This window comes from Paraburkholderia aromaticivorans, from assembly GCF_012689525.1.
Classification (GTDB): domain Bacteria; phylum Pseudomonadota; class Gammaproteobacteria; order Burkholderiales; family Burkholderiaceae; genus Paraburkholderia; species Paraburkholderia aromaticivorans_A.
This window is the reverse complement of the sequence record NZ_CP051516.1, coordinates 2,422,033-2,443,800: the sequence shown is the minus strand read 5'-3', so window position 1 is coordinate 2,443,800 and position 21,768 is coordinate 2,422,033. Positions and strand designations below refer to the sequence as shown.

Genomic DNA, 21,768 nt, shown 5'->3' with positions numbered 1-21,768 from the left:
TGTATTTCAGCGTCTACGTTTGCGGCCGCTCGTTCCTCTCGTGCTCTGCGCGGCGGGATGCGCGCCGCTTGCCGGTCACGCGCAACTGGCCGGCACCGCAGCGGCGCCCGAATCGCTCGACGGCGTCTGGGGGCTGCGCCTTGCACCGCAATTGAGCGAACAACCCTTGCGGCCCGGCGACAAACCCGTCACCTCGGCGATGGCCGATTCGATGACCACTACGACCAGCACGGATGTCGCGTTGAAGGGACACGCGCAGTTGCGGCGCCCGGCGTCGGTCGTCGCGGGCGACGCGCTCTATTACGACGTCGACCGCGACAAAGCCGATGCTTATGGCCACGTGCACCTCGTCGACAACGGCAACGTGTTCGACGGACCGGACGCACATTTCTACGTGGAAGCGAACGAAGGCTATATCAGCGTGCCGAAGTACAGGTTTTATCTCGGCGGCGGGTGGGGCAGCGCCGAGCGCGCGGATGTGGTCGATAACGAACGCACCGTCGTTCATCACGGTACGTACAGCACCTGCCAATGCGAGTCGGCGCCGGCGTGGTATCTGAAGGCATCCGAATTCGATATCGACAATGGCAACGACGAGGGCATCGCCCACAACGGCGTGCTGTTTTTTCAGGGCGTGCCGCTGCTGGCTAGCCCGTGGCTGTCGTTTCCGCTGTCGGGTGCCCGCCGCAGCGGGTTCCTGCCGCCGACGTTCTCGGTCAGCTCCACCAACGGCGTCGACGTCGCATTGCCGTACTACTTCAATCTCGCGCCGAACTACGATCTCACGCTCACGCCACGCATCATGTCGCGCAGAGGTGAAATGCTGACGGCGGATTACCGCTATATCCAGCCGAACGATTCGGGGACGATGTCGCTCGCGTGGCTGCCGCACGATGCGATTACCAACACACAACGCTACTCGATTGCGCTGAATCAGAACTGGAACCTCGGTTCGGGCCTGAGCGCCTATGTGAACTACAACCGCGTGTCGGACTCGACGGTATCGACCGATCTGGCGTCGGGCGTGGCGTTTCCGACCGGCTCCACCACGCTGTATCAGCAGGAGGCGGGCCTCAACTATACGAATGGGCCGTGGAGCGTGCTGGCTCGCGAGCAGCGCTGGCAGACTTTCTCGAGCGACTCGACGTATAACCGCGAACCGCAGGTCAACGTGCGATATGCGCGCTACGACGTGGGCGGCTTCGACTTCGGCGCGGAAAGCGACGCGACGCGCTTCACGATCTCGTCGGCGGATATGACGCAAGGCGACCGGTTCGTGTTCAACCCGTACGTCAGCTATCCGATCGAACGCCCCGGCTGGTTCATCACGCCGAAGCTCGCCTGGCATTTCGCCGCTTACGACCTGACTTCGATCGGTACGGACGTGCCCGCCGGTGAGCCGAAATCGTTCAGCGTGAACGTGCCCACCTTCAGCCTCGACTCGGGCATGCGGTTCGAGCGCAGTGTGCGGCTCTTCGGGCAATCGTACCTGCAGACGCTCGAACCGCGGCTCTTCTATGTGTACACGCCGTACCGCAACCAGGCGTTCGCGCCGCTGTTCGATACGGCGACAGCCGATTTCGGGCTCACGGAACTGTTCATGCCCAACAGCTTCGTCGGCAACGACCGGGTATCCGACGCCAATCGCGTCACCGCCGCACTGACCACGCGTTTCATCGATCCCGCCAGTGGCGACGAGCGCGCCCGCTTCATCCTCGCGGAGCAATACGACTTCCGCACGCCGCGCGTGACCCTGGAAGCGGACGATGCGCTCAGTACGGTCGCCCGCACCGGTGTGATCGCGGGGGCGTCGTACAAGGTGGGTCCGGATTTCACGACCGAGCAGGCCGTGGAGTACAGCCAGGCCAACCATTACCTCACGCACGCGGAAGCCGGCTTCGGCTGGGCGCCGGGCGCACGCCAGGTGTTGAACGTCGCGTATCGCTATACGCGCGCCAACAGCACGCTCGACTATCAACTGGTCAACCAGTTCATCGTGTCGGAGCAATGGCCGCTGGCGCGCAACATGGTGAGCGTGGCGCGCGTGAATTACGACATGAGCACGCACCGTTTGATCGCGGGTCTGCTGGGACTTCAGTACGACGCGGACTGCTGGTCATTGGGCGTCGCGTTCGAAAAGTACACCAACGCCACGAGTTCGACCACGTCGCCGAGCACCGGCACGCGTGTGTTGATGCAGCTTCAGCTGAAGGGCTTTTCACAGGTGGATAACGGCCTGCTCAATCAGTTTCGCGCGAATGTGCCGGGCTACACGCCGGCGTCGACGGTCAACGAGCCGACCTCACGGTTCAGCGACTATCCGTAAGCGAGTCGAGTCAATCCGCGGGGCAGGGCACGCTTGCGGCGGCGCGCCGCGCGCGGGCAGTCGTCGTCATGCCTTGTGCGGCAGGCGCGGTGCGCGCATCCGGTGAGGCGTCGAGCGCTTCGACCCCGGCGGCGATCTTCGCGGCCACCTGATCGAGCGCGAGCCGGTGGCCGGCCACGAGCGCGTCGTTACCGCCCGCCACCGCCTCGCTGACGACGCTGCGGCATGTCAGCACGGTCTGCGTATTCAAGGCTCGCACGCTCCAAACCGCATCGATCAGCGCGTGCGAGCCGGGCCACGATTCGAAACGCTGCACGCTCACCGTGACGCGATAAACGGGCACACCTTCAGGATGCGGCGTGCCGAATACGTCGATGGTGCCGAGCCGCCGGGTCAGTTCCTGCGAGAGCGCGTGACGGATTTCATCGGCAGGCAGCGAGGCCCAGCGCGTCTGTTCGAGCACGTCCACCTGGTTCGCGCCGGTCTGCACGACGAAGGCGGTGCGCGCTATCTGCGGCGGCACTTCCACGGGTGGCACTTCGATCAGGAGCGCGGGCATGGAGGCGGTGCGCGCGGTGGTGGGTGCGGTGGTGGGTGCGGTGGTGGGTGCGTCGCTCGAACCCAGCGTGTAGAAGCGGCTCGACGGCGACGAACAGGCTGTGAGCGCAGCGAGTCCCGCGCAGATCATCGTGCCGGCGACAGCGCCGACGAGCGGCCGCCAGGCAGAGGAGGGCCGTGAGGAAGTCATGGCTTGTCTCCAGGTTTGCCTCGCACCAGCGACTCCGGATGGCGCTCCAGATAGTCGGCCAGCGCGTTCAGCGATTGCAGCGTGCGGGTCAACTCCTGCAGCGCCTGGTGCACGTCCGACTGCATCGGCGAGTCTTGCTGCAAGGTCGCCTCGGCCGAGCCGAAGGTTTGTCGCGCGGCGGCGAGCGTGTCGCGCGCCTGCGGCACGACTTCGTTGTTCAGCCGGTTGAACAGCGCGTCTGCGTTTTTCAGCGACGTGTTCAGATTCGAGCCGATCTGATCGAATGGAATCCGGTCGAGCTTCTTCGCGATGTCGGCTACCTGCGTCTGCAGCGCGTCGAGCGTGTTCGGAATGGTCGGCAACTGGACCGGCTCGCTATTGGTGTCGAACTTGACGGGCGCGGCGTTGGGGAAGATGTCGAGCGCGATGTACAACTGGCCCGTCAGCAGGTTGCCGGTGCGCAACTGGCCACGCAGGCCGCGCTCGACGAGACGCCGCAATAGCACATGGCTGGCCGTAGTACCTGCCTCGGGCATCGTCGCGGTGCGGGCACGCCGCCGCAGCCGGTCCGGGTACAGATCCAGCGTCACCGGCATGACAAAGCTGCGCGCGTCCGGATCGTATTCGACGCCGATGTCCGTCACCTGGCCCAGCACGATGCCCCGGAAGTCGACCGTCGCGCCCACTGACAGCCCACGCAGCGACTGGCTGAACATCATCACGGCGCGTACCGGTGTGCCGTCCGGCGCGCGCATGGCGTCCACTTCGTCGGCGGCGAGCCGGAAGTCGCTTTTCTCCGCGGCCGGCGTGCCCATCGGCTGGCCTGGCGGCGTCTGGAATGCGAGGCCGCCGACCAGAATCGTCGCGAGCGACTGCGTGTTGACGACGAAGCCGGTCGAATCGAGCCGCACATTGACGCCGCTCGCATGCCACCAGCGCGAATTGGTGCCGACGTACTGGTCGTACGGCGCGGCGACGAACACCTGCATCGTCACGCCCGTGCCGTCCTTGTCGAGCGAAATGCCGTAGACCTGGCCCACCTGCACGCGCCGGTAGAAAATCGGCGAGCCGATGTCGATCGAGCCGAGCGAATCGCCGTGCAGCGTGAAGCGATGGCCTTTCTGGTTGGCGGTGATGGGTGGCGGCGTCTCCAGCCCGACGAACTCGGTTTGCGTTTCCGTGGAGCGGCCGACGTCCACGCCGATATACGCACCCGAGAGCAGCGTGCCGATGCCCGACACGCCGGTGGCGCCCACGCGGGGGCGAACCACCCAGAAGCGGGTGTCCTTGACCGCGAAGCTCTCCGCCTGCTTCGTGAGTTGCACGGCGATCTGCACGTGCGTCCGATCCTTCGACAGCGTGATCGACTTCACCGAACCGATTTCGACGTCTTTGTACTTGACCTGGGTCTTGCCGGGTTCGAGGCCTTCGGCGCTGTCGAAGACGATTGCGATCGCCGGACCGCGCTCCGTGACCGCCTTGACGACCAGCGCGATACCGATCAACGCCGCGATCAGCGGCACAACCCAGACGAGCGAGGGCAGCCAGTTGCGCCGCGGCGCGATATCGGGATCGGGCAGGTCGGGCGGCAGGACAGGTCCTTGTGGGCTACTCATGACGGGGCTCCGAAGCGTGGCTGGGCGCGGCCTGGCTACCGCTCGCCGAGCGGGTCCGGAAGCGGGCGCGGATCGAACTGCAGCGCCATGCTCACCGCTGGTCCCCGGGGCGCCGTATGCCAGGCGCCCACGCGGGATCGCGCCCGGCGGTGCTGATGCCGCGCTCAGGGGTTCACGGCCTCCCACGACGAGTCCGGATCGAACGATTTGAGCGCAGCGGCGGCTGCCGCCGAATTCGGGCCGAGGTTCTTCTGATAGATCTGTCTGTCCTGATTGACGATGAAGCTCATTACGCCCGTCTTGCCGTATTCGGCGGGCCACGCGACGACGCCGTAGCCCTTGGTCATCGCGCCGTTCTCGACGTAGTTCTGGCTACCGCCTTTGGCATGCGGCCCTTGCGCGGTCAGGATGCGGAAGTGATAGCCGTAATAACCCTCTTTCGAGATGTTCCCGGTATGCGGCATCGCCGCGGCGAGCGGGCCGAGCGGACTGTCTTTTTCATCCGACGCGCTCGGCCAGTACAAGCCGTCGTGCTGGCCCGGTGTGCTGACAATGCGTTGCGCGTAATGCTGGGTCGACGCTTGATAGTCGCCTTGCGCATCGAGAATGGCGAGCGATATCAGCATGGCCGCGTTCTCGTTGCGGCCGATGCGGCGTGTCGCGATCTCATCGTGGGCGACAGTGGGATCGAAGCGCCAGCCCTTGGACGTCTGCACGAGCGGGATCGGCAACGTCCAGCCACTGGTGCCGACCGACAGATGCTTGCTCGCATGACCGTTCAGCGGCACCGGATCGTCGACGATCTGGTGTCCCTTCGACCATGCGCCGAGAAAGTCGTAGATATCCTGTTCTCCGATGTTTTGGGTCGGAATGAAGCGGGTGAAGTCCTTGCCGAGCACATGCTGCATGGCGGGGTGGTCGCTGCTGGCGAGCGCGTCGACGAACGCGTTGACAGCGGCCTCGGGCGTCGGGTACACGGCTTGCGCATGCGCCGCGGATGCGCCGAACAGCAGCGTGGCAAGCGCGAGCGCGGCAGCGATGAGGCGCCGGTTGAGCGCGGGGGCGTAGGCGAGCACAAGCGCGTCGGCAAGACGGGCGCCGAGGGTGTGGAACAGGCGGATGCGAATCATGAGCGGCTCCTGTGAGATCGGTTCAACGTTATCGGCCGAAGTGACGCTGACCGCCGCCACCTGCGCCCAGACCGCCGCCGCGCGGCTGCCCGCCGCCGCCCGCGCCGAAACCGCCGCGTTGTTGTCCCCCGCCGCCCGCGCCCAAGCCGCCGCCGGCGCGCTCGCCACCGCCGCCCGCTCCCAGATTGCCGCTACGTTGCTGACCGCCGCCGTTCGCGCCGAGGCCGCCGCCGCGGTTGTTCGCCTGCGCCTGCCGGCTGGCTTGCCCGCGCTGCATGTCCCGCTGCGCGTCGCCGCCGTTGCCGGCGCCACGCAACGCGTTGTCGCGGTTCACGTTCTGCGCGCTGTCGCGCAGGTTGCCGCCCGTGTTGCCGCCCTGGTGGATGCCCTGCACGCGCTGGCTGGCGGTTCCGCCCAGGTTCTGGCCGGTGCGGTTCTGCAAGGTCTGCTGAGCCTGCGCACGCGACGCCGCCGCCGCCGACGTATCGCGCCCGCGATACGCATCGCGTTGTGCGCTGTTCACGTTGGCCGAGGTATTGCGGTTGAAGGTCGAATTACGGTTCCAGTTGGTCGTGCTGCTATTCACGTCGAGCCGCCGGTTCACATTGATATTGTTGTACTGATTGACGTTGATGTTGACGCTGTGATTGTTCCAGTTGACGTTGCTCCACAGCGAACTGGTGATCGCGACGCCGACGCCGAACGCGAGGCCCGCGGCGAGACCGCTGGCCACGGCATAGCCCGGGGGGGGCGGCACATACACGGGCGGATAGGCTGGATAGGGCCACGCGCCGTAGACGACCGTGGGGTTGTACGTCGGCACATAGACGACCTGCGGGTTGACCGGCACGATCTGGATCGTGCTCTGCTCGACCACCACTTTTTGCTGCGGGTTGGTCTGCAGGTTGCCGGCCTTCTGCGCCTGTTTGCGCAGTCGTTGCACGGAGTCCATCACGTCGTTCGGCTGCGCGAGGAAGGCGTTGCCGAGTTGCGTGACCCAGTCGGGTTTCGACGCCATGGTGGCCAGCACCTGGGGAAACGCCACCAGCGATTGCACGCTCGGGTCCCACGGTTCCGACGCGACCGCCTTCACGGCGTCGTCGCCCTGGAGTTTCGGATTGGCTTTCGACCATGCCGCCGCCGCCGGCACGTCCTGCGGAAAGGTGGAAGCCATCAGCACCTGCGCGAGGAGCGCGTCGGGGTAGAGCGCGATCGGCGCGGTCAGCGAGTCCAGCTGCTGGTTCGAGATCTTCGCCGGGGCCTGGGCCGCGGTTTGTGCATGAGCGGCCGGCGCCGCGACCTCGAGCAAAAGCGGCGAGCCGGCCAGTACGGTCAATGCGGCTAGAAGAATTCGCGATCCTCTCTGGTATGCCCTGGAGCGTTTCACGATCAGGTCTCCCTTGTTGGAAGTTGTTTGTGGCGCAGTGGTGCGGTGCGTGAGACGTCGACGCCGTGACCGTGCCCCGAGGCGGTCGGTCACTGGAGACGGGGTTGCTCACCGGTGCGGCGAACGGTGATGCAGGACCCGCGAGAATCGAACTTCGAACGGACTCCGAATCGTGTTACGGGCAACGTGCGTCTCATCATCCGGGCCATGCATTCGTGGCAAATTCATGACGACACGCGGAACTGCGCCGCGTGCGCAGAGCGAGTGATGCGTGCATGCGAGACACCGTGAATCGCAATGGCAAGCTTATTAATAAACCTTTTCTACCGAAGTGTGCAATCTTTTGTTCAAGTAAATTCTAGTTGAATTTCCTTTGTTGATGGATTGGTGGCATGATGCTCGCCGGGTTTTTTTCGACGCTCAGCGCTTCTAACGATGTCCTTGCGTTTCGCGGCGGGGTTTCATAGGGTGTTTGAAGCACCATCGAAATAGTCTGCGCGTTAGCCGAAGATTTCCGGACCCTTCCAGGTAATCTATGGCCCCTCGGCGCAGGTTGGCGAAGCGGCGATCAACGCGCGCGGGCATGTCTGATCCGTACCTGTGCCGTTCGAGCACCCCGCTCAATGAGAGACTGAAATGAAGCGCTTTGCCGTGCGATCCTGGGCAGTATGAGCGCGCTCGCCGGTGGGGCGCGCGGCCGTCAGCTCCAGCGCTACTGTTCGTCGCCGACGAACCAGCGGAAATAGGGGTTATCCGGTTGTGACTGCAACGCGTCGCGAATGTCGCGAGACCACGCCTCCCGTTCGCCGCGGTACGCGTCGAGACCCGCGGCATAGAAACTTTGCAGCGCGCCACGTTCCGCGTTCAGGGTCGCGCGGAAAGTTTCATCGGCATGCAGCAACGGCGGCTCGCTACGCAGCGCGAGCAGATGCGTGAACGTGTCCGCGAAACTGTCCCGCCGCACCCACGCCGCGTATTCGATACGCGGCCGGTCATCGGTGACGGGCGGGGCATCCGCGATGTAATAGGCGAGGCCGGCGCGATCGGTGATCCACGTCGCCAGCAGCGCCGCCGGCGAGGCCACACCCACCTCGCGCAGCGCCGCCGCCACCTGCGGTTGCGCAAAGCGCGACGCGATACGCGGCACATCCAGTTCGATCGGCTGCATCGAACCGATCAGCATCATCTCGTGCAACTCGGTGGTCCACAGTGCGGCGTACGGAAACACTTGAATGAAGCTCTGGATCAGCGAGCGCGTATCGTCTTCGTTCTGGGTCGGCAGCGGCAGCCATTGCGCGACGATGCCGCCCGTCTGCAGACGCGAGGCCGCCAGCCGGTAGAAGTCCGACGAGTACAGATTGACCACGCCGGCCGCCGACGGCGGTGGCGGTTCGAGCGTGATCAGGTCGTAGCGTTCGCTGCTGCGCAGCAGTTCGCGCCGTCCGTCGCGCAGGCGGATATCGACGCGCGGGTCCGTGCTTATGCCGTAGTTGCCCTTGAACTGCGGCGCCGCGCGCACGACCGCCGGCAGCAGTTCGGCCACCACGCGTTGGTCGAGGCCCGGCCACGCGAGCAGCGCGCCGCCCGTGATGCCCGTGCCGAGTCCGATGACGAGCGCGCTGCGCGGCGTCTCACGATGAACCAGCAGCGGCAGCAGCGCTTGCAGACGCATATAGCGCAACGAAGTCATGGCATCGCCGGAGTTCGAGACGCCTTGAATGTAGAGACGCCGGAACTGTTTCTGGCCCGCGCCCTGTTCGATCACTGCAACGGTGCCGCCCGCGCTCTCCTCGTAGGAGATCAGGTTGCCGCCGCGCGCACCGGCGAGCAGCGCGGCGAGCCGGTCCGACGGTGTCAGCAGCACGGCGCACAGCGTGGCCACGGCCAGCACGGGTACGCTCCAGCGCGCGCCGCGCCGCACGCCCTGGCCGCGCCACACGGCGACCGCGCCCACTGCGCCGGCGAGGACGGCGAGTACGGCGAGCGCCTGCACCAGCCCTAGCGCCGGCACGAGCAGGAAGCCGGCGAGCAGCGTCCCGGCGATGCCGCCCGCGGTATTCAGCGCCACCACCGCGCCGACATCGCGCCCGGTATGCCGCGCATCCACGCTCACGCGCAGCGCGAACGGAAACGCCGCGCCCAGCAACAACGTGGGCACGAAGACGATACATGCGGCCGCGACCGCGAAGCTCGCGCACATGGCGGCGAGCAGGCTGCCGGTGGCGGAGAACGCGGCCGCGCGCGCGAGGCTTTGCCATTGCAGCAGCCAGCCGCCCAGCGCGGCGACTTCCAGCAGCGCGACGAGTCCGGCCGCCACGATCAGCAGCGCAAAGACGCCCCACGGATCGCGCGTGCGATCGACGCGGCGCGACGCGAGCGCGCTGCCGAGCGTGAGTCCGAGCAGATAGGTGGCGAGCACGATCGCAAAGGCGAAACTGCGGGTGCTGATGAACTGCACGATCAACTGCGACCACACCACCTCGTAACCGAGCGCGATGCCGCCGGCGAGCGCATAGAGGGTGATGGCGAGGCGTGCGCCGGACTTGTTGTTCGCCGCTGCGTCAGCGGAGGAGGCCGTGTCGAGCGCTGGCAAATTCACGGGCGCCGGCGCGACACCGCCGCGGCTGATCAGCAGCGCGAGCAACGCGGCCATCGCGTTCAACCCGGCCGCGGCGAACGCGCTGCCCCGCACCCCAAGCGACGGAATCAGCACGAACGCGCAAACGAGCGTGCCCGCGATCGCGCCGCCCGTATTGGCCGCATAGAGGCGCGCGCCGGCGCGGCCCAACTGCGTCGCGCGCGGACCCAGGGCGCGCATCAGCACCGGCAGCGTGCCGCCCATCAGCACGGCAGGCAGGCCGACCAACGCGAAGGGCAACGCCCACGCCAGTGGTCCGGCGCGATCCTGCAGCCAGGCGAACGGTGCCGCTGCGTATGCCAGCGCGACTGTGCCGGCCACCGCCAGCAGTAACGCGCCGCCTTCCAGTGCGGCGTAAAACAGCAGAGGCCGCGCCAGGCGGTCGGCGATCCGGCCGAGCAGCCAGCCGCCCAGCGCAAGACCCGCGAAGAAGGCGCTGACGCCGGTCGTGACCGCCTGCACGTCGACGCCCACGACGAGCGTCAATTGCTTGATCCACAGCACCTGGTAAATCAGCGACGCCGCGCCCGACGCAAACAGCAGCAGCATCGGCCACGCGACGGACAAGGCGGGCGCAACGGCGGGATCCGGCGACGCCTGTTCGAGCGGGTCGGCCCGGTCCGAGGCGCGTGCCTGGGCGCGTTCCTGGGCGCGGCGCTCACGGCGCGAACTCTTGGCTCGGTGGGTCAGCGTGTGCGTCATCGATTGAATGGCGTTGAAAACGGCGCGTGAAATGCGCCGCTCGGGTGGCGCGTTGCGCGCGCCATCGGAGGATGATGCGCACAACGCAGCAATTGACTTGCATGGCACCGGAGCAAGTGCTCTGCATAGGACCGGAGTAACGCGCTAAAGCGCGAACTCCGGTCGACAGCAACAGCGCTATTCCAGTCCGCGCTTCTTGAACGACTCGTCGATCTTCTTGTCGACCTGCCGGCGCACACCGTCCACGCTGAAGCTCGCGGGACGCTGGCTCGGCGGATACGTGACGAACGTCTGCAGGAACGTCGAAGCTTTCAGCGTCGCTATGCCAGTCAGATAGGCATTTTTCGTCACCCAGTCGTTGTATTGATCCGAGGTGATGTCCGCCCGTTCATAAGGATCCATGCGCAGATTGAATATCTTCGGCAGACGCAGGCAGACAAGCGGGTCCTGCCAGATATTCAGGTTGCCCTTCGCGCGCTGCTCGCAGAAGACCGCCTTCCACGCATTGCCGTCCTGGTCCCAGCGCATGGCAACCAGTTGTCCGTCGTCGTCGAAATAGTAGAACTCGGTGCGCGGGTCCTGGGTCGTCTGGCCTGTCAGGAACGGCAACTGGTTGTACCCGTCGAGATGGTTCTTGAAACTCGCGCCGCCGGCCTTGGGTGCCCATCCTTTCATCAAGCGGTCCTTCACGCCGCCGTCGCCGGCCGCGGCGAGCAGCGTCGGGAACCAGTCGAGGCCCGAGAACATGCCGTTGGACGTTTCGCCAGCCTTGATATGGCCCGGCCATCGCACCATCGCCGGAACACGGAACGCGCCTTCCCAGTTCGAATCCTTCTCGCTGCGGAACGGCGTGGTCGCCGCATCGGGCCACGAGAACTGATTCGGCCCGTTGTCCGTGGTGTAAATGACGATGGTGTTTTTGGAAATATTCAGGTCATCCAGCAGCTTGAGCAGTTTGCCGACGTCCTGATCGTGCTCCCACATGCCGTCGGCGTATTCGTTGCCGGCCATGCCGCTCTTGCCGTTGAATTCCGGACGGACATGCGTGAACACGTGCATGCGCGTGTAGTTCATCCAGACGAAGAAGGGCGTGCCGTTCTTGACCTGCTTGCGGATGAATTCTTCCGCGTGCGCGCCGGTTTCGTCGTCGATGGTCTCCATGCGTTTGGTGGTGAGCGGGCCGGTGTCCTGAACCTTGCCGTCCGAGGTGCTGTGAATCACCCCGCGCGGCGAGAAGTTCTTCACGTACGGGTCGTTCTTGTCTTTCGGCCAGTACGGGCGCTCAGGTTCTTCTTCGGCGTTCAGGTGATACAGATTGCCGTAGAACTCGTCGAAGCCGTGATTGGTCGGCAGGTACTCGTTCTTGTCGCCGAGGTGGTTCTTGCCGAACTGGCCGGTGGCGTAACCGAGCGGCTTGAGCGCCTGCGCGATCGTCATGTCGCTCTTTTGCAGACCCACCGGCGCGCCCGGTGCGCCCACCTTGGACAAGCCGGTGCGCAACGGCGTCTGGCCGGTGATGAAGGAGGAGCGGCCCGCCGTACAACTGTTCTCGGCGTAATAGTCCGTGAAGATCATGCCTTCGTTCGCGATGCGGTCGATATTCGGCGTCTTGTAGCCGACCACGCCGCGCGAGTAGGCGCTGATGTTGGTTTGCCCGACGTCATCGCCGAAAATCACGAGGATGTTCGGTTTCGGCGCCGACTTGGCGGCCGGTTGAGGGGCGCTCGTCGGAGCGGGTTTGGCCGCGGGTTGCGTCTGCGCGGGTGCGTTGATCGATGGAAGGATCAGCACCCCGAACACGGCAAGGGCAAGCACGGTCGCCCCCAACGCGTAACGTCCTTTTTTCAGCACCTTTGTCATTGTGTCGCTCCAATGGAGTTGACGCTCATCTGCCTGTTATCCGCCCGTCATGCATTGCTTCGCGTGACGGGGTTGCCCCTCGTCGGCCGCGGTCTGCTTGCGGCCTGCGCTCGCCGCTGCGCGCGGCTTATTGCTTCGGCGCCGGAAACACCGTTTGCCAGTCGTCCTTCATGCTGACGACCGTCCAGCCGTCGGCGACTGCTTCGTCCCATGCCTTGTCGAGCTTGCCGACTTTCGACGCACGGTCGTAAGCGAATTCACGCGCGGCGTCGTCGTGATGCAGCAGCAACGCGAGATGCCGCCCCGGACCGCTGGCGGTGTACTGCAGCATCTGCAGATCGCCGTCGGAGTTGCCGAACGCGAGAATCGGCTTGCGGCCGATGTTGCGATAGATGCCGACCGGTTTGCCGGGGCCGTCGTTGACGAAATCCAGTTTCGGCTGGCGCACGAGAGCGGGCTGGCCGTTGCGCGACTCGTACTGCACGATCTGGCTGGAGCCGATGATCTGCTCGGGCGGAACGCCGTAGACCCTTTCGGCCCACACCCGCATGAACTCGATCGTGCCGCCCGAGACGATGAAGGTCTTGAACCCGTTGGCGCGCAGATAGGCGAGCAATTCCAGTTGCGGTTGATACACGAGTTCGGTATACGGCCGGCCGAACTTTGGATGGCGTGCACTGTCGAGCCACGCGCGGATCGTCTTGTCGTAATCGTCGACGGTCATGCCGCTATTGGCAACCGCGACCAGTTGCAGCAACGCCTTCTGCTGGTTCGCAAGCGCGCCGTAGTCTTTCGCGACCAACGCCTTGAACGCCGGATTGTCTTTCCACTCGGGATGCTGCGGCGCGGCCGCCTTCACCTGTTCGAGCATGAAGACGAACTGGAAATACAGCGGCTGTTCGCTCCACAGCGTGCCGTCGTTGTCGAACACGGCGATGCGGTCCGCAGGCGGCACGAACGACGGCGAGCCTTCGCGGGTGACGTCGGCGACGAAGGACTGGATCGCCTGTTTGGCCGGCGTGTCGCGCCACGAAGTCAAAGCGGCGGCGGGCTGGTTTGCCGCCGGCTGGGCGTGCGTGACGGCGTCGTGCTGCGCGGCGCAACCGGCAAGACTCACTGCGACGCATGCAGCCCGGATCAGGCGCAGTGCACGGCTTGACCACACAGGCTGACGGCACGGTTGCATCCAGGCTCCAGTTCGATTGGATCGATAAGTTAAACCGACGAGTTGAACCGACACTCACGACACGCGCCGACACCTCGCGGATGCGAGAAACGGCGCTCAAAGCAAAACGCGCAGCAAATAAATAGCGATCAGGCAGCAGTCAATTCGCGGTCAGGCAGCCACCAGGCGCACGGGGCTACCCGCCGGCGATGCCTGGCGCGCCCGCGGCTCTCGCCGAGGCCTGACGGGCGCCGGCTTCTTTCCAGGTGTCTTCGTCCATCACCAGGCGAAAGCCGAGATGCGACATGCTGTTATAGGGGTCGGTGCCGCGTCTTGCGCTGGGCCGGTAGCTCAGGCAGTAGGTTTCGTTGCACAGGAACGAACCGCCGCGTGTCACGCGCTTGGGGGCGTCGACGGGCACGCCCTGGTCGGCGGGATCCCACGAGTCGCGCGGACCCACCGGGTTGTCGATCGCGCTGGTGCTCACCGCTTCGCGTCTGAATTGATCGGCGCGATACCAGTCGGCGACCCATTGCCAGGCGTTGCCGGTCATGTCGGAGAGGCCGTAGCCGTTGGCCGGAAACGTGCCCACCGGACTCGTGCCGAGCGCGCCGCCCGCTTTCGGATTGACGACCGGAAACGACTGCGGCTGCTGGCCTTGCCACACGTTGGCCATCTGTTTGCCGTCGGGGGAAAACTGCTCGCCCCATGCGTACGTGGCCTGGTCGAGGCCGCCGCGCGCGGCGAATTCCCATTCGGCTTCGGTCGGCAGGCGCTTGCCCGCCCACTTCGCATAAGCCTGCGCATCTTCGTAGGACACCTGCACCACAGGGTGATCGTCTTTACCGATGATGTTGCTGTCGGGCCCGGTCGGATGACGCCAGTCGGCGCCAGGCACATAGCGCCACCACTGCGAATAATCATCCAGCGGCACCGGGCGATTCGTGCCGACGAACACCATCGCGCCCGCCACCAGCGCACTGTCGGGCGGACGCGGCGTGCCGGGCGGCAACTGCACTTTCAGGCTGTCCCAGTCGGGCTTTTTCTCGGCGGTGGTGACGTAGCCGGTCGCAACGACAAAGCGGCGGAATTCGGCGTTCGTGACGTGATGGCGGTCCATCCAGAAGCCATGCACCTTGACCTTGTGCGCGGGACGCTCGTTCGGCTGGGCCTGTTTGGCGTCGCTGCCCATCAGGAATTGACCGCCGGGCACCCAGGCCATGCCGAGCGGGCCGTGCGTGCCGTCGCCGAGGACGAGTTGCGGATGAGCGGGAGTATGCGGTGTGAAAGCCCAACTGACAGCGGCGCCGACGCATGCGGGAAGCATGACGAGGAGGGTGCCCCATAGCAACAGTTTGCGCATGCGTGACGCACGCGTTGCTGTCGCGACGGCCGTTCCGTTCGAGCGGGACGGCTTGGCAGGCCCTCGATCTCTTGCACTCGTCATCTTTCCTCTCACGCAGTGAAACGGCCGGGTCGTCGTACGTAACGGTCGACTCTTTATTTCAAGCTTCAGGACAAGCTTAGCGATACAGAATAAGAATGTTGCACTCGTGCAAACGAGCCAGTTGGAGAGTAGCAATTTTTTCCCGATATTTCATAACTTTTTTTAAACAAGTTAGAAACTTTGACGAATACGCAGCGGTGCATTACCGTGTGTGCGGCAAGCATGGCATCCGGGTCGTTCAATCAGAACTCACATAAATGACTTGAGAGAGAAAACACGATGCGCGAGACCGTTCTGCAGTTCGAAGCGAGCGTGAATGAGGCGATCGTGGGCCAGCAGGCCGTGGTTCGGCAGGTGTTGATTGCGTTGCTGGCGGACGGTCATGTATTGCTGGAAAGCCTGCCTGGGCTTGCCAAAACGCGCACGGTCAAGGCGATTGCTACGCGGCTCGCGGCCACCATGAGCCGGATTCAGTTCACGCCCGATCTGTTGCCCTCGGACATCACCGGCGCGGAAACGCTGCTGCAATCCGGTAGCGAACGCACGCTCAGTTTTCAACCCGGACCGATTTTCGGTAATCTGATTCTCGCCGACGAAATCAACCGCGCGCCGGCCAAGGTTCAATCCGCATTGCTCGAAGCGATGGAAGAGCGGCAAATCTCAGTCGCGGGAAAAACGCACCGCATGTCCGCGTTGTTTCTCGTGATGGCCACTCAGAATCCGATTGAACAGGAAGGCACTTATCCATTGCCCGAAGCGCAAATGGATCGGTTTCTTCTCAAGGTGCTGATCGACTATCCGTCGCCTGAAAGTGAGGTCGCCATGCTGCGGCTGCTGCGGCACGAGAGCAATGCGGCCGCCGAGGCGCCGGACGTGCTGTCGCAGGACATCATTTTCGCCGTGCGTGAAGAAATCCGCCAGATTGCCGTGGCTCCCGCGATCGACGACTATATCGTGTCGATCGTCAATGCGACGCGTCACGGCGCGGAACTCGACGCCGACCTCGGCAAATGGATCGAAGTCGGCGCGAGCCCGCGCGGCGCGATCGGCCTCGACCGCGCGAGCCGCGTGCAGGCCTGGCTGCAGGCGCGCAGTTTCGTCACGCCGGACGACGTGCGCGCCGTCATGCATCCGGTGCTGCGGCATCGTCTGATCCTTTCTTACGATGCGAACGCGGAGAGCATCAGCGCCGACCGGGTGATCGACCGTCTGGTGGAAAAGGTGGCGGTGCCGGCCTGATCCGGCTGTCGTTTCAATGCTAAGGAGTGGCGTGGCCGTGCTGTCCTCTACTGACATCGGCAGCGTGTATGTCGACGCCGCACATCTGGCGAAGCTCGAATTTCAGGCGCGCGGCTTGAGTTTCGTCGCGCCCGCGCCGGTGTCGAGCGTGCTGTCCGGTGCGCACGCGTCGCGTCTGCGTGGGCGCGGTTTGAACTTCGAAGAGATTCGTGGCTATCTGCCGGGCGACGATGTTCGTCATATCGACTGGAAGGCGTCGTTGCGGCTCGGCAAACCGCAGGTTCGCACTTATACCGAAGAGCGCGACCGGCCGCTTCTGGTGGTCGTCGATCAGCGCATGAGCATGTTTTTCGGCTCGCATCGCGCGTTCAAATCCGTGGTGGCCGCTGAAGCCGCCGCGCTCGCCGTGTGGATGGGGTTTGCCGCGGGCGACCGCGTCGGCGGCGTGCTGTTCAACGATAGCCAGCTCACGCGCATCAAGCCGTTGCGCAGCCGCAGCCGCATCAAGACATTGTTCGGCGCACTCGCCGCGATGAATCGCGCACTGCACGCCGAAAGCGAGACCCGAACCGCTTACGATCAACTCGACGCCGCGCTCGAAGGCGTGCTTCAACTGGCGGGACACGACTATCTGATTTGCGTGATCAGCGATTTCGCCGGCGCGGGCGAGCGCACGCGCCGTCTGCTGCGGCAACTCGCGGCGCACAACGACGTGGTGGCCGCGATGATCTTCGATCCGCTGTGGCAGCAGATGCCGGGCCACCGCGCGCTCGTCGTCAGCGAAGGGCGCTTGCAGGTCGAATTGCGCATCGAACAGGAACGCGTGCGCCGGCCCTTGTCGAGCCTGTTCAGCGGCCGCACCGCCGAAGTGGCCGAATTGCTGCGCACGAGCGGCGTGCCGTTGATGGCGCTCTCCACCGACGAGCCAGCCGTCGATCAGGTGCGCCGTCTGTTCGGCGAACGCGCGCGGCCTGCCACCGGGAGTGGCATATGAGCGGCGTGTCGGGCATCGTGTCGGCGGTGGCGGATGGGTCGCCGCAACTGCAAGGCTTGCAGGAGTTGCCGCTGCCCGAGCCGGTATCGTACGTACCCCAAACGATCGGCTGGGTGCTTGTCGCCATCGTGTTGCCCGCGCTCGTGCTGCTGGCGCTATGGGCGGCCTGGCGCCGCTACGAACGGCAGCGTTACCGGCGCAATGCCTTGCAGGAACTGGCCGGAATCGAAGCGAGCCTTGCGGCAGGCCAAGCGGACCCGCTTCAACGTGCGGCTACACTCGCCGCGATACCGCGTTTGCTGAAACGCACGTCGCTCGAGGTCGCGCCGCGCGAGCAGGTGGCGGCACTCACCGGCGAGGCGTGGCTCGCGTTTCTCCAGCGCACGCGTGGGTGTTTCGACGCGCACACCGGTCCGCTTCTCACGCTAGCGAGCTATGCGCCGCCGGAGCAGGTCGCACGTCTTTCGCAAGACGACGCAGCCGCGCTGATCCGGCATGCGCGCGACTGGATCGAGCATCATCATGTGGAAATTTGATTTTCCGTGGGTGTTCGCGCTGCTGCCGCTGCCGCTACTCGTGTGGTGGCTGATACCGGCTTATCGCACCACGGCCATGGCCGTGCGCGTGCCCTTCTTTCACGAAATGGCGCAGGCCGCGGGCGAGAAGCCGGCGCCCGGCGGCGTGCGTCTGCGCCGGCACTGGCTGCTGCGTTTGCTGATGCCCGTGCTGTGGGTGCTGCTCGTGATCGGGGCGGCGAAACCGGTGTTCGTCGAGCCGCCGGTCGTGCGCGATGAACCGGCACGCGACCTGATGCTGGCGATCGATCTTTCGGGATCGATGGCCACGCGCGACTTCGTCGATCCGGCCGGTGAGCGCATGGACCGGCTAAGCGCCGTCAAACGCGTGGTGGCCGATTTTGTGGCGAAGCGCAAGGGTGACCGCATCGGCCTCGTGGTGTTCGGCGACGCGGCCTATCCGCAGGCGCCGCTCACGCTGGATCACGACAGCGTGCGGATTCTGCTGGAGCAGATGCAGATCGGCATGGCGGGCCCGCGTACGGCGATCGGCGACGCGATCGGGCTGACGGTCAAGCTGATGGGCGATTCGCACGCGCAGGAGAAGGTGCTGATCCTGCTCACCGACGGCAACGACACCAGCAGTGCGATCCCACCGGAGCGGGCGGCGGAGATCGCGAAACAGCACAAGCTGGTGGTGCACACAGTGGGCATCGGCGATCCGGACACGACCGGCGAAGACCGCGTCGATCTCGATGCGTTGAAGCGTATAGCGAGCATCACCGGCGGCCGGGCGTTTCGTGCATTGGGTCAGGAAAAGGATCTGGCCGATGTCTACACGACGCTCGACAAACTGACACCCGAAAAAATCAAACGGGAAATCTACCGGCCGCAGCGCGATTATTTCTGGGTGCCGGTCGCGGCGGGCTTGTCCATTCTCGCGCTGTATCACGTACTGGCTTTGCTGATCGCGTGGTTGCGCGCACCTCGGCGGGCGCGGGACGTGCAGCGTATGGAAAGCGTGCCGGTGAGTGTGCCGGTGAGCGAGGCTCAGCATGGAAATTGATCTGACCGCGTTCCATTTCCTGCGGCCGGTGTGGCTGCTGTTGCTGATTCCCGCGTTCGGCCTGCCGTTCGTCTGGCTGCGTCGCAATGACGTGCGCGCGCGCTGGCGTGGTGTGATCGCGCCGGAGTTGCTGGAGCATCTGATCGTCGGCGGTGCGAAACGTCGCGTGATTCAGCCGGTTCATACGCTCGCGCTGTTGCTCGGCATCGGCGCGCTTGCCGTGGCGGGGCCGACGTGGCAGCAGGAACGCCCGCCGTTCAATCAGGACAAGGCGCCGCTCGTCGTCGTGCTCGAACTCGCTCATTCGATGGACGCCACCGACATCGCGCCGACTCGCCTCGAACGCGCGAAGCAGAAAGTGCTCGATCTCGCGAGAGCGCGCAAGGGCGCGCGAACGGGGCTCGTCGTGTTCGCATCGACAGGTCACCTCGTGGTGCCGCCGACCGAAGACCCGGCGATGCTCGAACTCTACGTGCCCGCGCTCTCGCCGGCGCTGATGCCGCGCGACGGCAAGAACGCGACGGCCGGGCTCGACGTCGCCGAAAAGCTTCTGGCGAACGACCCGGCGGCGGGCACGATCGTCTTCATGAGCGACGGCTTCGATGCAAATGACGCGGACGCCTTCGTGCAAAAAGCGAAAGCGCTGCGGCATCAACTGCTCTGGCTCGCGGTCGGCACGGAACACGGCGGCCCGATCCGCGGTCCCGACGGCATGATCCAGATGGACGCCGAAGGCCACCCGCTGCTGGGCACGTTCGACGCCGACGCGATCCGCACTGTCGCGCGCGATGCCGGCATCCCGCTCGCGAGCATGCGCGCGGATGACGACGATGTATCGTGGGTCCAGCATCGCGCGCAGGCCTATCTCGCGCAAGCGGAGGAAACCAAGGTCGAGCCGCGCTGGAAGGAGAGCGGCTACTGGCTCGTGTTGCCGTTGCTGCTGCTCGCGCTGTGGAGTTTTCGGCGCGGCTGGACCGTCAAGTGGCTGCCCGTCGTGCTGCTTTCGCTCGCGTTCAGCGCGCTGCCGCGGCAAGCGCAAGCGGCGCAATGGCAATGGCTCGACCTGTTCGCGACACACGACCAGCAAGGGCGCTGGAATCTCGAACACGGCAACGACAAGGCGGCCGCGGAACGCTTCGACGATCCGATGTGGAAGGGGCGCGCGCAATATCTGGCGGGAGATTACGCCGGTGCGCTCGAAACGTTCTCGCGGATCAAGACGGCGCAGTCGTATTTCTATATCGGCAATACGCTGGCGCATCTCGACGATTACGCGGGCGCGATCAAGGCCTACGACAACGCGCTCAAACTGCAACCCTCGCTCGCGCAGGCGACGGCCAATCGCGCGTACATGCAGACGCTGATGGCGAGAGACAAACAGAACGAGGCCGACCCGGAGGAAGATCCGCCCGACCAGGTGCAGGTCGACAAGAAGAAGGGCCGTGGCACGACCGCGGTGATCGAAGCAGCGCCACAGCCGAGCGAGGATGCATGGATGCGCAACCTGAACACGTCGCCCGCCGTGTTCCTGCAACAGCGCTTTGAACAGGAATCCGCAGCGAAGACGGGAGGCGCGCCATGAAGCGATTTCTATTCGGCGTTGCGTTGCTGGTTTCCTTGTTCGCGTCGGCATCCGCGATGGCCGATCCCGCACCGCGCATCATGGCGCGCGCGCATCTCGAACCCGCCGGCCCGGTCGTGGCGGGCAGCGAGGTCAAACTGGTCGTCGATGTGCTGACGACCACGTGGTTTACCGAGGCGCCGAACTGGCCGTTGTTCAACATCCCCGGCGCGATCGTGAATCTGCCCGACGAGCAGGCAACCAATCTCTCCGAAGATATCGACGGCACGCGCTGGTTCGGCGTGAGCCGCGCGTATCGGATCGCGCCGCAGGCGGGCAAGACGTTCGAGATTGCGCCGTTGACCATTACCGTGTATCCCGGCGGCATGACAGGACCCGCGCAGGTGACGACGCCCGCATTGAAACTCGTCGCGACCTTACCGCCAGGCGCCGAAGGCATGACCACCTTTTTCGCCGCGCCCAAACTCACCGTCGAACAGAAAATCGAACCAACGCCGGGGCATCTCGCCGTCGGCGCGCCGCTCACGCGCACGATCACGCAGCGCGCCGCGAGCACCGAGTCGATGCTGATTCCGCCCGCGATACTCGGCGACGTGGCCGGTCTCAAACGCTACGCGAAACCCGCGGCGACGCGCAACATTGTCGAGGACCGCGCCGGACTCGTCGCCGGTGAGCGAACCGACAGCGCGAGTTATGTCGCCGAGCGCACCGGCACCTACAATCTGCCGCCCGTGACGATCGAATGGTGGAACACCACAACGCGGCGCGAGGAGAAGATCGTCCTGCCCGCGGTGCGTTTCTCGGCCGCCGCGGTACGGGAGAAACCGCTGTTCGAGATTCCCATCGACGCCATGCGCGGAGGCATGCCGCATCGCATCGTCGTGATTCACGCGCGGCAGGTCATAGTCGGTTGTGTCGTCGTGCTAGGCGTGATTCTGTTGATTGCCTTGCGTGCGCGTGCGGGCTCTTTCGTTCGGCGTGGCGAGCGTGCGGTGACTCATGCGTGGCAGCGCTGGTTGGCCAGCGATGCGCTCGCCTGGCGCAAGCTCGCGACGGCCGCCCGCAAAGGAGAGTGGCGGCGGACCATTCCGGCCTTGTATGCGTGGATAGATAGAGCAGGCGACTTCGGTCGTCCCGCGCGCTTCGAGAACATCGATACGACTGGCGATCAGGATGCCGCGAGTTTGATCGCCGCGGTCGAGTCGAACTATGCGGGAGACGACGCGCGGAGTGGTCCCCGATGGAAAGAGATCGGCGCGGTTCTGCGCCGGCGTGCGGATCAGGCGAGGACGAAGCGCAAGGACGACAGCTTGCCGGGACCGCTGAACCGATATTAGGCAGCAACGCTCTTTC

At 65.1% G+C, this 21,768-nt stretch carries 15 protein-coding genes; 7 read left to right on the top strand and 8 right to left on the bottom strand.

Annotated features, from left to right (window positions below):
• Positions 1 to 40: 40 nt before the first annotated feature.
• Positions 41 to 2,326, top strand: a complete 2,286-nt coding sequence (locus HF916_RS39105; protein WP_168795799.1) for an LPS-assembly protein LptD — start codon at positions 41 to 43, stop codon at positions 2,324 to 2,326.
• A 10-nt stretch (positions 2,327 to 2,336) separates the two neighbouring features.
• Here HF916_RS39105 and HF916_RS39100 read toward each other — a convergent pair whose 3' ends face one another.
• The 8 genes from HF916_RS39100 to HF916_RS39065 form a co-directional block, all read right to left on the bottom strand.
• A complete protein-coding gene (locus HF916_RS39100; protein ID WP_206001958.1) occupies positions 2,337 to 3,074 on the bottom strand; it encodes a PqiC family protein in 738 nt (245 codons plus the stop codon).
• Positions 3,071 to 4,690, bottom strand: a complete 1,620-nt coding sequence (locus HF916_RS39095) for an intermembrane transport protein PqiB (RefSeq protein WP_168794077.1) — start codon at positions 4,688 to 4,690, stop codon at positions 3,071 to 3,073. Before HF916_RS39095 ends, HF916_RS39100 begins: the two co-directional genes overlap by 4 nt.
• Positions 4,691 to 4,854: 164 nt before the next feature.
• A complete protein-coding gene (locus HF916_RS39090) occupies positions 4,855 to 5,820 on the bottom strand; it encodes a DUF2950 domain-containing protein (protein ID WP_168794076.1) in 966 nt (321 codons plus the stop codon).
• A gap of 28 nt (positions 5,821 to 5,848) precedes the next feature.
• Positions 5,849 to 7,207 (bottom strand): DUF3300 domain-containing protein, encoded by a 1,359-nt coding sequence (locus tag HF916_RS39085; RefSeq protein ID WP_168794075.1) that lies wholly within the window; start codon positions 7,205 to 7,207, stop codon positions 5,849 to 5,851.
• 712 nt (positions 7,208 to 7,919) lie between these two features.
• Complete coding sequence (locus tag HF916_RS39080) at positions 7,920 to 10,394, bottom strand: fused MFS/spermidine synthase (protein ID WP_168795797.1); 2,475 nt, start codon at positions 10,392 to 10,394, stop codon at positions 7,920 to 7,922.
• Between the two features lie 330 nt (positions 10,395 to 10,724).
• On the bottom strand, positions 10,725 to 12,407 hold the full coding sequence (locus HF916_RS39075) for an arylsulfatase (protein WP_168794074.1): 1,683 nt from the start codon (positions 12,405 to 12,407) through the stop codon (positions 10,725 to 10,727).
• Between the two features lie 127 nt (positions 12,408 to 12,534).
• On the bottom strand, positions 12,535 to 13,593 hold the full coding sequence (locus HF916_RS39070) for an HAD family hydrolase (protein ID WP_168794073.1): 1,059 nt from the start codon (positions 13,591 to 13,593) through the stop codon (positions 12,535 to 12,537).
• A gap of 175 nt (positions 13,594 to 13,768) precedes the next feature.
• The gene (locus HF916_RS39065; RefSeq protein WP_168794072.1) at positions 13,769 to 14,935 is read right to left on the bottom strand and encodes a formylglycine-generating enzyme family protein; all 1,167 of its coding nucleotides are present in this window, start codon (positions 14,933 to 14,935) and stop codon (positions 13,769 to 13,771) included.
• A gap of 363 nt (positions 14,936 to 15,298) precedes the next feature.
• Here HF916_RS39065 and HF916_RS39060 point away from each other — a divergent pair, with 363 nt between their 5' ends.
• From HF916_RS39060 to HF916_RS39035, 6 genes are read left to right on the top strand one after another with little or no spacing between them, the layout of a single operon-like run.
• On the top strand, positions 15,299 to 16,258 hold the full coding sequence (locus HF916_RS39060) for an AAA family ATPase (RefSeq protein WP_168794071.1): 960 nt from the start codon (positions 15,299 to 15,301) through the stop codon (positions 16,256 to 16,258).
• A 16-nt stretch (positions 16,259 to 16,274) separates the two neighbouring features.
• Positions 16,275 to 17,252, top strand: coding sequence for a DUF58 domain-containing protein (locus HF916_RS39055; RefSeq protein WP_168794070.1), 978 nt, complete (start codon positions 16,275 to 16,277; stop codon positions 17,250 to 17,252).
• Positions 17,249 to 17,788 carry a DUF4381 domain-containing protein gene (locus HF916_RS39050; protein ID WP_168794069.1) on the top strand — a complete coding sequence of 180 codons (540 nt, stop codon included), beginning with the start codon at positions 17,249 to 17,251 and terminating at the stop codon, positions 17,786 to 17,788. Before HF916_RS39055 ends, HF916_RS39050 begins: the two co-directional genes overlap by 4 nt.
• Positions 17,775 to 18,833 (top strand): vWA domain-containing protein, encoded by a 1,059-nt coding sequence (locus HF916_RS39045; RefSeq protein WP_168794068.1) that lies wholly within the window; start codon positions 17,775 to 17,777, stop codon positions 18,831 to 18,833. Before HF916_RS39050 ends, HF916_RS39045 begins: the two co-directional genes overlap by 14 nt.
• On the top strand, positions 18,823 to 20,415 hold the full coding sequence (locus tag HF916_RS39040) for a vWA domain-containing protein (protein WP_168794067.1): 1,593 nt from the start codon (positions 18,823 to 18,825) through the stop codon (positions 20,413 to 20,415). Before HF916_RS39045 ends, HF916_RS39040 begins: the two co-directional genes overlap by 11 nt.
• Positions 20,412 to 21,752: a BatD family protein gene (locus HF916_RS39035; protein ID WP_168794066.1), complete on the top strand. Its 1,341-nt coding sequence runs from the start codon at positions 20,412 to 20,414 to the stop codon at positions 21,750 to 21,752. The genes HF916_RS39040 and HF916_RS39035 overlap by 4 nt, the downstream gene beginning before the upstream one ends.
• Positions 21,753 to 21,768: the final 16 nt, after the last annotated feature.

Excerpts from the sequence above, each read along its gene's own strand:
- HF916_RS39100 (WP_206001958.1), bottom strand. The coding sequence starts at position 3,074 with ATGACTTCCTCACGGCCCTCCTCTGCCTGGCGGCCGCTCGTCGGCGCT.
- HF916_RS39095 (WP_168794077.1), bottom strand. The coding sequence starts at position 4,690 with ATGAGTAGCCCACAAGGACCTGTCCTGCCGCCCGACCTGCCCGATCCC.
- HF916_RS39090 (WP_168794076.1), bottom strand. The coding sequence starts at position 5,820 with ATGATTCGCATCCGCCTGTTCCACACCCTCGGCGCCCGTCTTGCCGAC.
- HF916_RS39080 (WP_168795797.1), bottom strand. The coding sequence starts at position 10,394 with ATGCTGCTGCTGTTTGCGTCGGGCGCGGCGTCGCTGATTTACCAGGTG.
- HF916_RS39075 (WP_168794074.1), bottom strand. The coding sequence starts at position 12,407 with ATGACAAAGGTGCTGAAAAAAGGACGTTACGCGTTGGGGGCGACCGTG.
- HF916_RS39070 (WP_168794073.1), bottom strand. The coding sequence starts at position 13,593 with ATGCAACCGTGCCGTCAGCCTGTGTGGTCAAGCCGTGCACTGCGCCTG.
- HF916_RS39065 (WP_168794072.1), bottom strand. The coding sequence starts at position 14,935 with ATGCGCAAACTGTTGCTATGGGGCACCCTCCTCGTCATGCTTCCCGCA.
- HF916_RS39060 (WP_168794071.1), top strand. The coding sequence starts at position 15,299 with ATGCGCGAGACCGTTCTGCAGTTCGAAGCGAGCGTGAATGAGGCGATC.
- HF916_RS39055 (WP_168794070.1), top strand. The coding sequence starts at position 16,275 with ATGCTAAGGAGTGGCGTGGCCGTGCTGTCCTCTACTGACATCGGCAGC.
- HF916_RS39050 (WP_168794069.1), top strand. The coding sequence starts at position 17,249 with ATGAGCGGCGTGTCGGGCATCGTGTCGGCGGTGGCGGATGGGTCGCCG.
- HF916_RS39045 (WP_168794068.1), top strand. The coding sequence starts at position 17,775 with ATGTGGAAATTTGATTTTCCGTGGGTGTTCGCGCTGCTGCCGCTGCCG.
- HF916_RS39040 (WP_168794067.1), top strand. The coding sequence starts at position 18,823 with ATGGAAATTGATCTGACCGCGTTCCATTTCCTGCGGCCGGTGTGGCTG.
- HF916_RS39035 (WP_168794066.1), top strand. The coding sequence starts at position 20,412 with ATGAAGCGATTTCTATTCGGCGTTGCGTTGCTGGTTTCCTTGTTCGCG.